This window comes from bacterium (assembly GCA_030652805.1).
Taxonomy (GTDB): domain Bacteria; phylum JAHJDO01; class JAHJDO01; order JAHJDO01; family JAHJDO01; genus JAHJDO01.
Genome location: JAUSPT010000054.1, coordinates 88,780 through 103,208, shown reverse-complemented (window position 1 = coordinate 103,208; position 14,429 = coordinate 88,780). Strand labels below are relative to the sequence as shown.

The 14,429-nt window shown below is 36.3% G+C and carries 14 protein-coding genes and 2 tRNA genes; 8 read left to right on the top strand and 8 right to left on the bottom strand.

Annotation, left to right across the window (positions count from 1 at the left end):
* The 5 genes from hflK to Q7J67_06035 all read left to right on the top strand — a co-directional run.
* On the top strand, positions 1 to 711 hold a 711-nt coding region (gene hflK / locus Q7J67_06055; protein ID MDO9464842.1), incomplete at its 5' end, for an FtsH protease activity modulator HflK.
* Complete coding sequence (gene hflC, locus Q7J67_06050) at positions 711 to 1,664, top strand: protease modulator HflC (GenBank protein MDO9464841.1); 954 nt, start codon at positions 711 to 713, stop codon at positions 1,662 to 1,664. The genes hflK and hflC, both read left to right, overlap by 1 nt.
* A gap of 5 nt (positions 1,665 to 1,669) precedes the next feature.
* Positions 1,670 to 1,757 (top strand) — tRNA-Ser (locus Q7J67_06045).
* Between the two features lie 56 nt (positions 1,758 to 1,813).
* Positions 1,814 to 1,903 (top strand) — tRNA-Ser (locus tag Q7J67_06040).
* Positions 1,904 to 1,961: 58 nt separating this feature from the next.
* Positions 1,962 to 2,492 (top strand): hypothetical protein, encoded by a 531-nt coding sequence (locus tag Q7J67_06035; protein ID MDO9464840.1) that lies wholly within the window; start codon positions 1,962 to 1,964, stop codon positions 2,490 to 2,492.
* Here Q7J67_06035 and Q7J67_06030 read toward each other — a convergent pair.
* From Q7J67_06030 to Q7J67_05995, 8 genes are all read right to left on the bottom strand, one after another.
* Entirely contained in the window at positions 2,487 to 3,467 is a 981-nt protein-coding gene (locus Q7J67_06030) for a hypothetical protein (protein MDO9464839.1), read from the bottom strand. The genes Q7J67_06035 and Q7J67_06030 overlap by 6 nt on opposite strands.
* A 171-nt stretch (positions 3,468 to 3,638) precedes the next feature.
* Positions 3,639 to 4,331 (bottom strand): glycosyltransferase family 2 protein, encoded by a 693-nt coding sequence (locus tag Q7J67_06025; GenBank protein ID MDO9464838.1) that lies wholly within the window; start codon positions 4,329 to 4,331, stop codon positions 3,639 to 3,641.
* A gap of 18 nt (positions 4,332 to 4,349) precedes the next feature.
* Positions 4,350 to 5,822: a radical SAM protein gene (locus Q7J67_06020; protein MDO9464837.1), complete on the bottom strand. Its 1,473-nt coding sequence runs from the start codon at positions 5,820 to 5,822 to the stop codon at positions 4,350 to 4,352.
* Entirely contained in the window at positions 5,819 to 6,529 is a 711-nt protein-coding gene (locus Q7J67_06015; protein ID MDO9464836.1) for a polyprenol monophosphomannose synthase, read from the bottom strand. The genes Q7J67_06020 and Q7J67_06015 overlap by 4 nt, the downstream gene beginning before the upstream one ends.
* 3 nt (positions 6,530 to 6,532) lie before the next feature.
* A complete protein-coding gene (locus Q7J67_06010; GenBank protein ID MDO9464835.1) occupies positions 6,533 to 7,627 on the bottom strand; it encodes a peptidoglycan bridge formation glycyltransferase FemA/FemB family protein in 1,095 nt (364 codons plus the stop codon).
* Positions 7,624 to 8,481 carry a hypothetical protein gene (locus tag Q7J67_06005; protein ID MDO9464834.1) on the bottom strand — a complete coding sequence of 286 codons (858 nt, stop codon included), beginning with the start codon at positions 8,479 to 8,481 and terminating at the stop codon, positions 7,624 to 7,626. Before Q7J67_06005 ends, Q7J67_06010 begins: the two co-directional genes overlap by 4 nt.
* Before the next feature lie 28 nt (positions 8,482 to 8,509).
* Positions 8,510 to 9,754: a glycosyltransferase family 4 protein gene (locus Q7J67_06000; GenBank protein ID MDO9464833.1), complete on the bottom strand. Its 1,245-nt coding sequence runs from the start codon at positions 9,752 to 9,754 to the stop codon at positions 8,510 to 8,512.
* A complete protein-coding gene (locus Q7J67_05995) occupies positions 9,744 to 11,060 on the bottom strand; it encodes an oligosaccharide flippase family protein (GenBank protein MDO9464832.1) in 1,317 nt (438 codons plus the stop codon). Before Q7J67_05995 ends, Q7J67_06000 begins: the two co-directional genes overlap by 11 nt.
* On the opposite strand from Q7J67_05995, the gene Q7J67_05990 reads away from it, so the two are divergent.
* The 3 genes from Q7J67_05990 to Q7J67_05980 all read left to right on the top strand — a co-directional run bounded on the left by Q7J67_05990 (position 11,038) and on the right by Q7J67_05980 (position 14,403).
* Positions 11,038 to 12,531, top strand: coding sequence for a hypothetical protein (locus tag Q7J67_05990; protein MDO9464831.1), 1,494 nt, complete (start codon positions 11,038 to 11,040; stop codon positions 12,529 to 12,531). The two genes, Q7J67_05995 and Q7J67_05990, sit on opposite strands and share 23 nt — an antisense overlap.
* A gap of 2 nt (positions 12,532 to 12,533) precedes the next feature.
* Positions 12,534 to 13,652, top strand: a complete 1,119-nt coding sequence (locus tag Q7J67_05985; protein MDO9464830.1) for a radical SAM protein — start codon at positions 12,534 to 12,536, stop codon at positions 13,650 to 13,652.
* A 100-nt stretch (positions 13,653 to 13,752) separates the two neighbouring features.
* Complete coding sequence (locus Q7J67_05980; GenBank protein MDO9464829.1) at positions 13,753 to 14,403, top strand: hypothetical protein; 651 nt, start codon at positions 13,753 to 13,755, stop codon at positions 14,401 to 14,403.
* Positions 14,404 to 14,429 lie beyond the last annotated feature (26 nt).

The window sequence follows — 14,429 nt, the reverse complement described above, 5'->3', positions numbered from 1 at the left end:
ACTCTTCGTTCAGGAGTAAGAACCCAATATTCAACCGGTTCTTATCTTGACGAATCTCTGATGCTTACAGGTGATCTCAATATTCTGGATGTGCGCTGGATTGTGCAGTTCAGGGTAAAAGATCCGGTACAACTGCTTTTTAATACCAGAGATCCTGAGGATAATGTACGTGATATCTCCGAGGTAGTGATGCGAAGGTTCGTAGGTAACTACAGCGTAGATGAGGTCCTCAGCACAAAGAGAGAGGAGATTGATGACCTTGCGCATATTGAGATGCAAAAGATATTGGATAAGTATGAAACAGGGATTCAGATCGTTACCGTGAAACTTCAGGATGTAAATCCTCCTGATGAAGTAAAACCTGCATTTAACGAAGTCAATGAGGCGAAGCAGGAAAGAGAGAGGGTAATCAATCAGGCGCGTCAGGCGTATAACAAGGTTATCCCGCGAGCTAAGGGAGAGGCTGAGCAAACGATACGAGAGGCTGAAGGATACGCTCTGGACAAAATAAACAGAGCAAAAGGTGAAGCAGAGAGATTCTCGACAGTACTAGCGGAATACAAGAAAGCCCCGGATATAACCCGAAAGAGGCTTTACTTAGAGACAATGATGGAGGTTTTACCTAATGCAAAAGAAAAGTATATAATTGACCCGAAGCAGTCTTCAATATTGCCACTGCTTAATCTTGGACAAAAAGGAGGAGTAAAATAATGAAAAAGCTTTTGAATGTATTTATTGCCTTAATTATCTTAATAATACTTATAGCTATGAGCGGTGTGATGTATGTTGTAGATGAGACGAAACAGGTTGTGATAACCCAATTTGGCAAACCTGTTGGTAATCCAATTACAACCGCAGGACTGCACTTTAAAAAACCATTTATTCAGAAAGCGCGTTACTTTGAGAAACGACTTCTTGAGTGGGATGGCGATCCCAATCAGATTCCCACCAATGATAAAAAATATATCTGGGTTGATGCTACTGCGCGCTGGAAGATTGTTGATGCGTTGAAATTTCTGCAGTCGGTGAACAATGAGATGGGAGCTCACGCAAGGATTGATGACATTATCAATTCAGCAACCAGGGATACAATTACAAGGCATCTCCTTGTTGAGACAGTAAGAAATTCCAATCGCATTGTAGACGAGGTGAAAGAAGTGGGGAAAGACGTAATAATTACTGACGAAGCCCTTGAACGCATAGAAGTAGGCCGGAACAAATTAGAGGAGATAATCTTACACGACGCAAAAGAACTTGCTCCCAAGTATGGCATAGAACTTGTTGATGTGCGAATTAAGCGGATCAATTACGTAGAAGACGTAAGGAGAAAAGTCTATGATCGTATGATTTCCGAGAGGAAGCGCGCTGCCGAACAATATCGCTCTGAAGGGCAGGGCCGCCGCGCTGAAATAGACGGACAGAGAGGAAAGGAACTCAAACTAATTACATCTGAGGCATATAGGCAAGCTGAGGGGTTAAAAGGCAAGGCGGATGCTGAGGTAATAGGCATCTATGCCGTGGCATATAACCAGGATCCTGAGTTTTATTCATTCTTAAAAACCATTGAGACGTATAAAAAGACCATTGATGAGAACAGCACAATAATCCTTACAACGGACAGTGATTATTACAAGTACCTGAAAGGACTGAATCTTATTAAATAAAGATCGGAGGGATGGCTGAGTGGCTGAAAGCGGCGGTCTTGAAAACCGTTTTCCGGCAACGGAACGTGGGTTCAAATCCTACTCCCTCCGCCAGAACTTCGTTACTAGTAGCTAATAGCTTATGGCTTGTAGTTACCAGTATTTATTTTGGAGAGGTGGCCGAGCGGTTGAAGGCAGCTGCCTGCTAAGCAGTTGTGGGGGTAACTCCACCCCGGGTTCGAATCCCGGCCTCTCCGCCATGCACAAGCATGAACGAAGAAATATAATTAATAAATCTATAATTAATGAGGAGGCAGTATGAGAGACTTTGATCGATATGCTAAATTTAGCAAAAGAGACTCAGGAAGAGATTCTGGAAGATTTGGCGGAAGGGATTCTGGAAAACGCAGCTTTGAAAAGCAGATGCATGAAGTAACCTGCGACAAATGCGGTAAGAGATGTGAAGTCCCTTTCAAACCCACTGAAGGTAAACCTGTTTACTGCAGTGATTGTTTCGAAAAAACAGGGAATTCTAGTAGATATGGTGATAGAGATTCAAAAAGACCTGATAGAGGAGGCTATAATAGATCAGGAGGAAGAGATTCGGGAAGGTTCAGCAGTAGAGATTCCGGATCAAATAAACCTGAACAATTTATAAAAGAATTTGAACAACTTAACAGAAAACTTGATACCATACTAAAAGCATTAGAGGTTCCAAGAAATGAACAGGTTGTAGAAAAACCTGTTAAAGAGCCTAAAAAAACAGAAAAAAAAGTTGGGAAAAAGAAAGAAGAACCTAAAGCAAAGAAGAAAAAGGCTGTAGCAAAAAAGCCCGCTAAAAAATCATGATAGATAATACCCATGTATCGGGCTTACAAAAAGTATTCGGACAATGGCTGCAACTGTAAGAAGCCCTGCTCCGATAAACAGATACTTTGAAAGCTTATCCCTGTCTTTTGCGTAGCTCAGAATCATAAAAGGGAAAATGGCAAATGTTACTCTTGTTGCTGCAGCCGATGCTTCCCAGATAGAGTAGCACATAAAGATCGATACAAACGCCTGAACAAACAAGTTCCAGTTGTATATATTCTTATTTCTTAAAAGTTTTACTATGGAAACAGCAAGGACTAACACCACAAAACAAAAGTATGGAATAACACTGATTTTCCTAATAATAGCTTTAATCCCTCCGTTTAGATTTATATTGCTTACATGTTGTATTATTCCAGCAAAGGGCAGGGTGAGGTGTCCTGAGGAACCAAGAAGAGGTATTTTGCCAAGCCTCTGATACAGAAAAAATTGAAGAAGAATAAAAGGTATGAAGGATAGAATGATTACAAAGCTATTTTTATACCTTTTCTTGAAGAATTCGTACATTAGGAAAACCAATATTATAAGCGCTGTAGTTTCCCTTGTAATGAGAGCAAGAGAGAAAAAAAGAGCCGTTGAGACTATTTTCTTCTCTTCATAAAAATAAATTCCCATTAGTATCAAACATAGAAAAAGAGGGGTTGTTAAATTGTACTGAAAAGCTACAGTATTACCTATCCCAAAAGAATAAATTAAAGCATACCAGATACTCACATTATGTTTTTTGAGAATTATTGATAAAAACAGAGTGCCTACCAGAATTGAAATTATATTAACAATCAAGAGGGTCCAGGGCAAAAGAGCATCATTGCCAAAAGCCAGTATATAGGCCAAAAATGGATAAAGAAAGCGCTGGTATTTTTTCAAATCTATACGGTGAAAATTTGTCTTTATGAAAGGATCCGATGCTGCATAATAATACGCTTGTCCATCGTATCCACTAATATTTTTCATAATTATAAAATTCGGAGGGAGTAGTTTTTTTGTAACTAAAGAACTTTTTTCTCCAAAATTTATAAAGCAACTGATGTTAAAGTCATATCGGCTTGCAATGATACCAATAACAATGAGATAAAAGAAAAATGTGATGAGGAGCAGTTTAGTTAAACTGGAGAGTTTTTTCATCTAATTCATGAAACGATATTTTATCAACGTCCAAATCGCAGAAAAACCATCTCTCCAGCAGATCTTCTTCCCTTCCGAATAATCTCTTCCATAATAAGAAATTGGCATTTCATACACCCTGTAGTGCTGTTTAAATATCTTTGCTGTAATTTCCGGCTCTATGTTAAAATGCCTTGACTTTAAGTTAAGGGAATCCAGAACTCTTTTTGTCATAACCTTATAACATGTTTCCATATCGGAAATTGTTGTGTTGTACAGCAAATTTGTTATTAGTGTCAGGAATTTGTTCCCTGCTAAGTGCCAGAAGAGATACATTCTCTGAGGCTTGCCTCCTGATAGTCTTGACCCGTAAACAACATCAGCAAACCCGTCAGTAATAGGCTTTATCAGCTCCTTAATCTCTTCAGGCTCATATTCTAAATCAGCGTCCTGAATTGCTATAATCTCGCCTTTAACATGCTTGAAGCCTGTACGCAGAGCTGCTCCCTTGCCTTGATTCGAGATATTATAAAAAATTCTTACCTCCGGATATTTGCCGTCCAGTTTTTCTTTTAGAATCTCACGGGTGCCGTCTGTAGAACAGTCATCAACAATTATTATCTCTTTTTCTACATCCAGAGCTTTTACCTTTTCTATAATCTTGAGTATAGTGTTTTTCTCATTATACACAGGCACAACAATAGAAAGTTTCATATATGACTCCTACATAAGTTATGTGTTTTTTGCCAGCATTTGCATGCCTTTTAGTATTGCAGAAAACCCCCTCTTTCTCAAAATATCTCTAATTATAGAAGGCCTTTTAATGACATTCTTAAATATATAATATCTGTTAATTCCCCTTCTCATCTTCTTCCAGATTTTTTCAAGCTCATCAACTGATAATCTTCTAGTCCGCATAACAGCGAGTGCGCCAACACGTACCCGCTTCCCAACTATAAGCGGATACATATCGCTTGCAGCGATCAAATTCTCTTTCTCTGCAATGTCAAAAAGTTGCGTTTTTGGATATGGAAACGCCATTGTAAGATGAATATTATCAGCATCCAGTTCCTTTGCAAGCTCAAACGTTCTATGCAGCGTATTTTTATCGTCCCAGGGCATACCTACTATTAAATCACAGTTTGCCTTTATACCAGCCTCCTTTGTCTGTTTAATAATATTAATTGCTTCTTGATTTGAGAAATTCTTCTGCATATCTTTCCTGCCTGACGGATCTCCGGATTCTATGCCATATTCTATGAGTTTGCATCCTGCTCTAGCCATTTTCTCAAGAAGTCTCTGGTTAATACAATCTATTCTGGTTAAACAACGCCACTGAAGTTTGAGATTTCTATTTATTATTCCGTCACATATTTTCTCTGCACGGGACTGATCAAGAGTAAAAGTCTCATCCCAGAAGAAAAATCCATGAATCTTATACTTGTCTACAACATACTCCAGCTCGTTAAGCGCTCTTTCAGAAGACATTGCCTTCCACTTGCGGTTATATCCCCTCCATCTGCTTGAGCCTATTATGCAAAAAGGACATGCATATGGGCAATCCCTTGTAGTTCTTATTCTAATCCCATGAACCCGTTTCTCGTGAAAAGGAAGATCTAAGTAGCCAATTGAATATCTGTCCATCGAAAATAGATCGTATGCCATGAACGGCAGTTCATCTAATGAGTCCATGATGTTGGCAGAGTCTGTCGCAACAATCTTTCCGCTCACATCTCTAAACGCTATGCCTTTCACATTCTGAAGATTTGATTTCATATTTTTGACTATGTCCGGTATAACTACTTCTGGCTGTCCCCGTACAATTATATCTAAGCTCATAAAATCCTCTAATATTCGCTCCGGATATATAGGCGCTAGCACAGTTTCTATAAGAATTGTCTTAATATTTCTCCCAAACTTTCTTTTCACAATATCCGCTACTTTCATATCATGAGCTATCAAGCCAGCTGCTGATTGGAATATCACAGCATCACATTCAGGCATTTGCTCCTCAAGTTCCGCCCAGCCTAACTCAAGGGCGTTTGCATCAATAACCTGAACATCAGAAACATGTTTTAATACGCTGGCAACCTGTGCAAGTCTGAGAGGAAAAGGTACATATTTGACATTCTGAAAACATATCTCATCTCTGAGAGTATAGAGCCTTTTGTCGTATTTGGGAGGATTTATTAATAATATCTTCACTTCTCTCCCCTAATCCTTAACTTTAAGACTAAGAAAAACGCCTCTACAGCAATGGCTTTTGACAGCTTTGATTTCCCAAACTGGCGATCTACAAAGATTATTGGAATTTCCCCTATTTTATATCCATTTCTCTGACATTTAAACAATGTCTCTATTAAATATCCGTATCCATGGGAATACAGATGTTCTATATCAATATGTTCGACAACCTTTCTCCTAAAACATCTAAATCCTCCTGTACAATCCCCGGCAGAAAGACTTAATATTGTTCTAGCATATATATTCGCCCCTCTGCTCAGCAGTTTTCTACCTATGTCCCAATTCTGAGTCCCTCCATTTTTAATATATCTAGACCCGATAATTACGTCATATTCTTCCATTTTAGTTAGCATTTTTGGTATATATTTGGGATCATGTGAAAAATCAGCATCCATTGTTAATATATATTCCGCATTTGTATTCTTAAGAGCATATCTCAATCCTGCTTTATGAGCTGCAGCAAACCCGGCTCTGTTCTCTCTATGCAGATGATATACCCTGTCCGGAAATGCAGTGTGAAGTCTATCAACAATTTTGCCAGTACCATCAGGAGAATTGTCATCTACAACTATCACCCCTATATCTACAGGTAGATCTAATATTTGATATACAAGAGTTTCTATATTTTCTGCTTCATTATATGTTGGAATTGACACTATAGCTTTCATAATTTAGAACCATTCCAGAAATTTTCTAGTTTTGGACGACATTTTATTTGCCTGTTCCTGCGAAACCAGTTTACTCCATATCAGTTTTCTTATAATAACTCTTGGCCTTACTGTTTTCTCTCTTAAAAACTTTTTTGCAGGACTGTATACTTTTTCATAATATTGAAGCGGCATCGGAGTCCCTCCATACTGTTTTTTCCAGTGAAAATGCGAGGAGTTTGGAGTAGTGCCCCCAAAATCAAATTTATCAATGCTACTATTATCACAGGCATCTCTTATCATTTCACTATAAAGTAGGTTGTTCGGGCAGTATTTCATATACTCGGGGATAGAAACATTATCAAAAAGATACCTGATATTCTGAAAATCAAAACAATAGGCACCTGCTATAAGCTTACGTTTGTATACGGCAAGATATAGTTTTGTATGCTCTTGAAATAGATCCAGTATTTTATAAAATACTTCCTTTTGCATAATTTTTGTCTTTAGCTTTTTTCTGTTTTCTATCAGAATGAAATAATATTTAGCCAACATATCCCTGTCATTCCTGATTATTTCTACTCCATTCTTTGCCGCCTTTCTAACCTGATTTCTTACCTTTGTATTGAATAATTCATCCCATATTGTTTTATAATCCTGTGTATTTAATACAAACGTTTTTGGGGATTTTTCGGCAGTATATCTTGGCTTATAACCAACGGAACCTAAACATTTGATTAACTCAGAATTATCCATATGAGGATTCATTAGAATGTGAGTATATACTACATTCTCCTTAAGGCATATCTCATCCATTCTCTTCATTAATGCAGTTTTAACTTCGCTACTTCTACTCAGCAGGCCACCATAAGTTCCTCCATGAGGCATTGAATGTATGCTGTCATTTAGAAACATAGAAATCTTTACAAAGGGGAATATGCCTGCTATGTTGTCTTTTTCATCATGCGCTATTAGATAAAATGTTTTAACGCCTTGCTCTTTGTATACAAAACGCCACTTGTAACACTGATAAAAACTTCCATTATTATGCTCTACGAATTTATCCCAGTTTTCACTGTCCTGGTCTGTCGCTTCTCTTATTTTAAATTTTAAATTCATAGTTTCCATTCCGCTCTTGCAAGTCTATTCATTTCGCTGAGATCTGTCCACTTAATATATCTCAACTTATTAAGCGTCTTAATGTTTGCCCAAAATTCTCTATTAAAATCCAAAAGCTCTCCTTCGTGAGAAGGAAAAACAAGAAAAAGTTCTTTATCCGCTCTAAAATCTATAACATTCTTTAGCATATTCAGTGTTAATCTCGGATGATGAATAGGATAAAAAATACTTTGAATCTCTATTATTCTTTTTGATGAAGAAAGGATAAATGGTTCTCCTCTTCGAGGAATCTTGCTGTCGTCGATAAACTTCTCCCCAAAACTATTTGTATGATTTCTACGAATAGAGCAGTCAATTCTTATGCCAAAACTTTCCAGTTGTTCTATTATGTCGTCAGTAAGAAACCACCATCCAGCAACATAGGTTATGGGAGTTATACTCTCTTTTTGGAGCCAAAAAATCTCTTTCTTCATTTGTTCTTTAATAAGTTGGAAATTATAGTTTAAATGGTTTATCGGCGACAGAGCACGTTTATTTGATAATGGGGTAAAAAAGTGCCCGTGATATCCAATTTCAGCAAATTCAGATACCTTTTTCACCCTTTCTCCATACTCACCGGTAGTGATATTAAATTCATTCAACTGGCGCTGTGTTTGAGGACAAAATGGCGTTGTAATACATAAAGTCACCTTTGCATGAGTATTATCAAGAAACTTTTTGCAGAAATCCATAAGCTTATCAAACATCTTCCTATTCGCTATTGCTTCAGCATGAAAGACAAAATTTATATTTATTGGTTTCTTCCTATGAATCTCAGGTAAAGAAGAGAACGCCCATAGCAATGCATTCAGCACATACAAAATATTCTTTTTTATTCTATGTCTAGTTTTCACCAAGTACCTTTACTATTCTTTCTGCTCTCATATCCCAGCTATACTGCTTAACATCTTCATAAGCTTTTTGCGATAACTTGTTTGCAAGTTCATGATTATCAAGCAGTTCTTTGATTCCTTGCGCTAGATCTTTTGAGTCCCCCGGCTTAACCAGCACAGCATTTTTGTGATCTATGAGTATTTCTCTTATTGTTGGGAGATTAGATGCAACTATCGGTAATCCTGCTGCCATATACTCAAACAGCTTCAAAGGAGATGTAAAGTATCTACTCATTACATTATCAGTCAATGGAATAACTCCAACATCTGCCTCCTTTAAATATTTTTTTATATCTCTGTGAGGAACAAATCCTACAAATTGCACCCCGTTTTCTACCGTAATTTCTTTTGCAAACTTTTTCAGCCTGTGTACATCCTTTTCGTAAGAAAGTCCACCAACAATTGTCAGCATGGCATCTGGTATTTCCTTTAATGCCTTTATTAGAATGTCAACTCCTTTCCATGGGTATAATTGTCCGACATAGACTATATTTCTGCTACTTGGTCTCTTAGAAAAACCTCTCTCTGAAACATCGGGAATTAACGCTCCATCAGGTATTGTGGCAATTTTTCTAGAAATGCCAAGATATTTCTGTATAGCATCCTTTAAACTCTCAGAAATTGCTATTAGTTTATCTGCACTTATTAGAACTTCTCTTTCTCTTTTTGAGATTTTTCTCAATCTGTTCGCGTTAGGGGTAGTTCCATCAAATAGTAATTTCCCCCTTTCTTTTTGTTCCATGGACTGTATCGTATGCACTTCATATAATAATTCGTATCTTAATAAATTTTTAAGTCTCAACAGATACCTTGCTATACCAATTTCACGCAAGTATATCTTTTTAACATTCTTGAATGCTGAGAGAAAAAATATGGTTAAAAAACACAGGAAATAGAATGAGTAATTCCAAATAAGATGTATGTGGATATTCAAAACAGGCAACCTGATTATATGCAAATTAGTGTGAGGCTTCAATCCATAAAATCCCAGACACTCTTCAGTGGTTCTATTATTCATTTTCCTTACTAATAGATATACTCTTACGCCTTTACTTGCCAGAGCATAGCACGTATTCACTATCTGAATAGCATTGGCTCGTTCCATTGGGAATCTGATATTTGCCGGATAGATTAAGCTGTCTTTGACAACGATTTTTAATTTAGATCTAATTTTGTTTATTAATTTAGAATTCATAATTAAAAACAGACTTTCTAAGCATTATTAATGCAATTGAAATTATCGCAGTATAGACCAGCACATAAGTAATCGCCATACCCATGAGCCCCAGCCACGGAACCAGCAGAAACGATGCGAGAATAAGCGCAATGGCGCCGCCCATATTGCTAATCGTAGATATATACGGCTTACCTGAAGATAAAATTGTAGACCTCATCCAGCAGAAAATATTTGATAGTATAACAGCAAATATCATTACTCGTATTGCAGGCATTGAATTAAGATATACCGGTTTCCATATTCTGAAAATATGTGGACCTGCAATAACTATAATAGCAGCTCCAGCACCGGATACAAAAATCATTACACTGCTTATTTTTCGTAATATTTTTTTATAGAGTGAAATATTTTTCTCTGCCCATAGAGAGGTTAAAGTTGGGTAAATAACTGTGCCAACAGGACCTGTTACAAATCCGAGTGTGTTGACATACGCAAGAGCTATTTTGTAATAGGCAACTATTTCCGGTGACTTAAAAAATCCCAGCAGCACTACATCCATTTCTCTGATAACGGATTTAAAAGTAACAGAAATTGTTGTGTGAAAGGTAAACGGCAGAATTTTTTTCATCTCTGGAAGAATATTTGATGCCCTGATTCCCTTGAATTGTGTCTTTATAAGCTTCAATACAACAACTGATAAACAAACTGCAGGTATAAAAGCTGCCAGAACATAACCAAACATTATATATTCTAAACCGAGCCCGACAAGACTGACGGGAAAAACGAACCTTGCAAATGCGCTTAATGCGTTGAATACACTCATTATCTTAAATTTTTTAAATGTTTGAATTATTGCAAGAGAGGTACCATTCACTGTTGAGAGAAGAGGAGACAAAGCATATATTTTTATTAGTCTTGAGGACACATGACCGTGAAATACCTTTTGCGCTACAATATCTCCAATCAACATGATAATACAAAAACACAATATTCCTAAAAGCGTATCTACCAAATATCCTATTCTAATGATACTTAGAGCTTTATTCTTCTGGTTTTTTACGAGGTAATCTGTTGCAAACTTGGTAACTGCTTCCCCAATTCTAACATCAATAAGTTCACTTATTACAAGAACCACTGCCATTGCTTCAAACAACTGGCCATACTCATTGGGAGATAATATCTTGCCAAGAATAAGAATTATCAATAGACGGAATGTCTTTGTTGCAATATCACCTCCAAACATAAAACCAGTATTTTTGATCAATGTCCTCTTAAGCTGATTCTGTCCTATAAATTTTAAAATGAATTTCTTAAGATATTCCATATCGCTGCATTATAGCAGAAAGGAATTAAATTTCCAGAATTTGACAGCTAAATTAAGCAATGCTATATTGGTAGACATTCGTGTATTTATGAATCTTATGAAAGTTTACAAAATCGAACTTTTAATCTTTATTGTGCTTGTTATATCCTATGGTTACTTTTTCAGAAGACTTGACTGGAACAGTGGAACAAGACTGGATCTGGTCTGGTCAATAGTTGACCACCATTCATTTAGCATTGATACATATCATGAAAATACAGGAGATAAGGCATTCTATAAAGGACATTTTTATACAGATAAAGCCCCAGGAATTTCATTTCTTGCAGTACCATTTTATTTTATAGCATCAAAAATCTTAAGACTTTGTAGTTCATCTTCAGCTTTAGTCGATTATATATTCAAAATTTATATTCCAACTTTTTTTGTAGTTATAATCCCATCAGCAATAATGGGGGTAATCTTTTACAAAACAATTAATATGTTTCTCAGCAATATTAGATTGTCTATCTTAGGAACTATGAGTTATAGCCTTGGAACTATTGTCTTTTTTTACTCAAATATGTTTTACGCACACCACGTTGCAGGTTTCCTTTTTTTTACAGCATTTTATATTTTAATTAAGAGCTCAAATATCAAAGAAATTAATAAATCTAAAATTTTCTTGAGCGGTTCCTTACTGGGTCTAGCTATTTTATGCGAATATCCTATGGTGGTTTTTGCTGTATTTGTTTTTGCTTATTTATTTGCGGTTACTAAATCAATTAAAAAACTTATCTACCTAGCTATTCCTGTATGTTTAGCCGTTATAATACTATGTATATATCATTACGCCTGCTTTGATAATCCTTTAAAAACAGGCTATAATTATGAATATTCTCATTACTTTGCAAAATACCATGCTCAGGGAATTAGCGGCATCAAGCTTCCTAAGTTGAGTAGAATCATTAAGTTAACGTTTGGTCTAAAAAGGGGGATATTTATGATGCATCCTTTTCTACTGTTTGCTTTTCCAGGGGCTTATTTTGGGTTAAAAAGCAAAAGAAAGAGAGAATTTTTATTTTTTATTATTATTTCAGCAGCTGTGCTATTATTTTATTCTTCATTTAAATTTTTTGCAGAACGTTTTTTAATAACAGCTATTCCGTTTTTATGTATTATGGCAATATATGGAGTGGCAAAGTTGAAATCAAAAATATTAGCATCCATCTTTATGGTTTTAGTAGCTGTATCAAGTATTTTAATGCTGTTTGCAATTGGAACAGATGTTCTTGCACGTCGGGGGAATAGTATGTGTTACCAGAATATATTTTACCGTTTAGCAGATATTGATATATACTTTGAAAATAACTTGTTTTCACTTCTATTCGGGAAAGCTGGAATGCTGGAATTCATACCTATTTTAGCTATCTGGGCTATATGTATAATAGTTTTTTGTAAAATTAATAAACAGGCAAAAAAACAAATAGTATAGTTATGGTCTTATTCTATCTTCTAAAAAGGCTCAGGAATAAACTTCACAGTATTAATGTTAATAGGAAATTAAAAGTTCTACATTCATGGGGAACAGGAAGAACTTTTAAATTACCTGAAGAGATTTGTATTGAACTTACAAGAAGATGTAATCTCAGATGCTCAATGTGTTATCAGCAACACAATCAGATTCGTGCTGAAGACGAATTATCCTTAGAAGAAATAAAAAATATATTCGATAAGTTAAAACTAATAACTATAAACCTTGTTGGAGGGGAAATTTTTATTCGCAAGGATATTCTCGATATTCTGAATTATTTTGCTGAGAGAGGGATAGTCATCCAAAACTTAACAACAAATGCTACTTTAATAAATGAAGAAAATGCTTTGCATTTAGCTCGTCTTATTAAAGCCAGAGTAATCCGTAACATTTCTTTATCCTTTGATGGAAAAGGGGAGACACACGATATAATACGAAGGGCTAATGATGCATTTAAACGCGCATTTAATGGAGCTGAAAGACTTCTAACCTCATTAAATGCTCTTGGCATAAATACAGATAAGTGTGTGCACATTAATTCAGTAATTTCAAAGACTAATGTAAAATCTTTTGATGAGTGTCTTGATGTTGCAAAAGAACTTGGCATAAAGAACGTTGTATTTAATCACCTTATCTACAATACTGCTGAGGACTTGAATAAATCCGCAGAGATGACTGGGAATCCAGAATTAGGGCTATTTGATACATGTTCAGAAGAGCAAAGCATTCAGTTAGAGGAATTTCCTCTGTTATTAAGTACATGGCAGAAAGCTCTGAGAAAAGCTGGCAAGCTTGGAATAAATATGCACTCACGACCTGTGAGTAAACTAGAACATATTAAAGATTACTACAGACATGATTATAATCCCAGAGGAGTTTGCACATATCCGTTTTTTATATGCAGAATAAATTCCGATGGAACCGTGCCTTTTTGTCTCCTAATGCAGCATAAAATGGGTAATATTCGAAATGAATCCCTTATATCTATATGGAACAATACTGAATTCAAGAGGATGAGAAAAAAACTTTTATCTGGAATCTACCCAGTATGCAAAAGATGTTGCAAACTAGTTACTTATTAACAAATCGAGCATTTCTAATTGACAAAGAGCCGTATCCTAATATATACTTCGTTTAAAGTGTAGTAATTCGTAAATACGTGTGGAAGGGAGGTGAAAGGAAATGAAATCTTTGTTTAGAGTTAGTTTAATCGCCGTATTGACTGGTGTATGTTTTAGCTTAGTGTATGCAGGCGGACTTCCAAAGAAGGTAGCTCAACCGCAGAAAAAAACAGCGGTAAAACAAATTTCTGAAGGTGTAACGACAGGCGTTTTGACTACCGCGGCAACAATAAAAGAAGCAACAACCTACATAGGGGCTGAAAGTGTTTGGTCTCTTAGAAACAAAATGCCAAGAACCAAAATTTACGCAAGAGTTGAGACTTCTGATGATAGATACTATCTTCTTGGAATCAGTAAGATAGATCTAAAGGCATCAAATCCATACGGGCGAAGAGACAGAAGAAACGTTCAATATGTTGAGTACGACGCGCAGATTGCATCTAAATACCTCAATAATAGTCTGACACTCAGAGGCGGTATGATAAATTCAGGAGTGGGGCTGGGAGTAGACTATATGCTGCCTGACGAAAAAACTAGTATTACAGTTGAAGGGCACAGTGCTGTTTACAGTTCCCCATTCTTTCTCAGAACAAACCTGAGTTATAGGATATGGAAAGATAAGGACTATTACGTAATTGCCGGCGCGGAGGATATGCTGGATAAGCTTTCACTCATAGCAGGCATAAAAATAGAGTATGGTCTAGCAAGATAGTTTTATGCCACAGCACAGAAGAACTT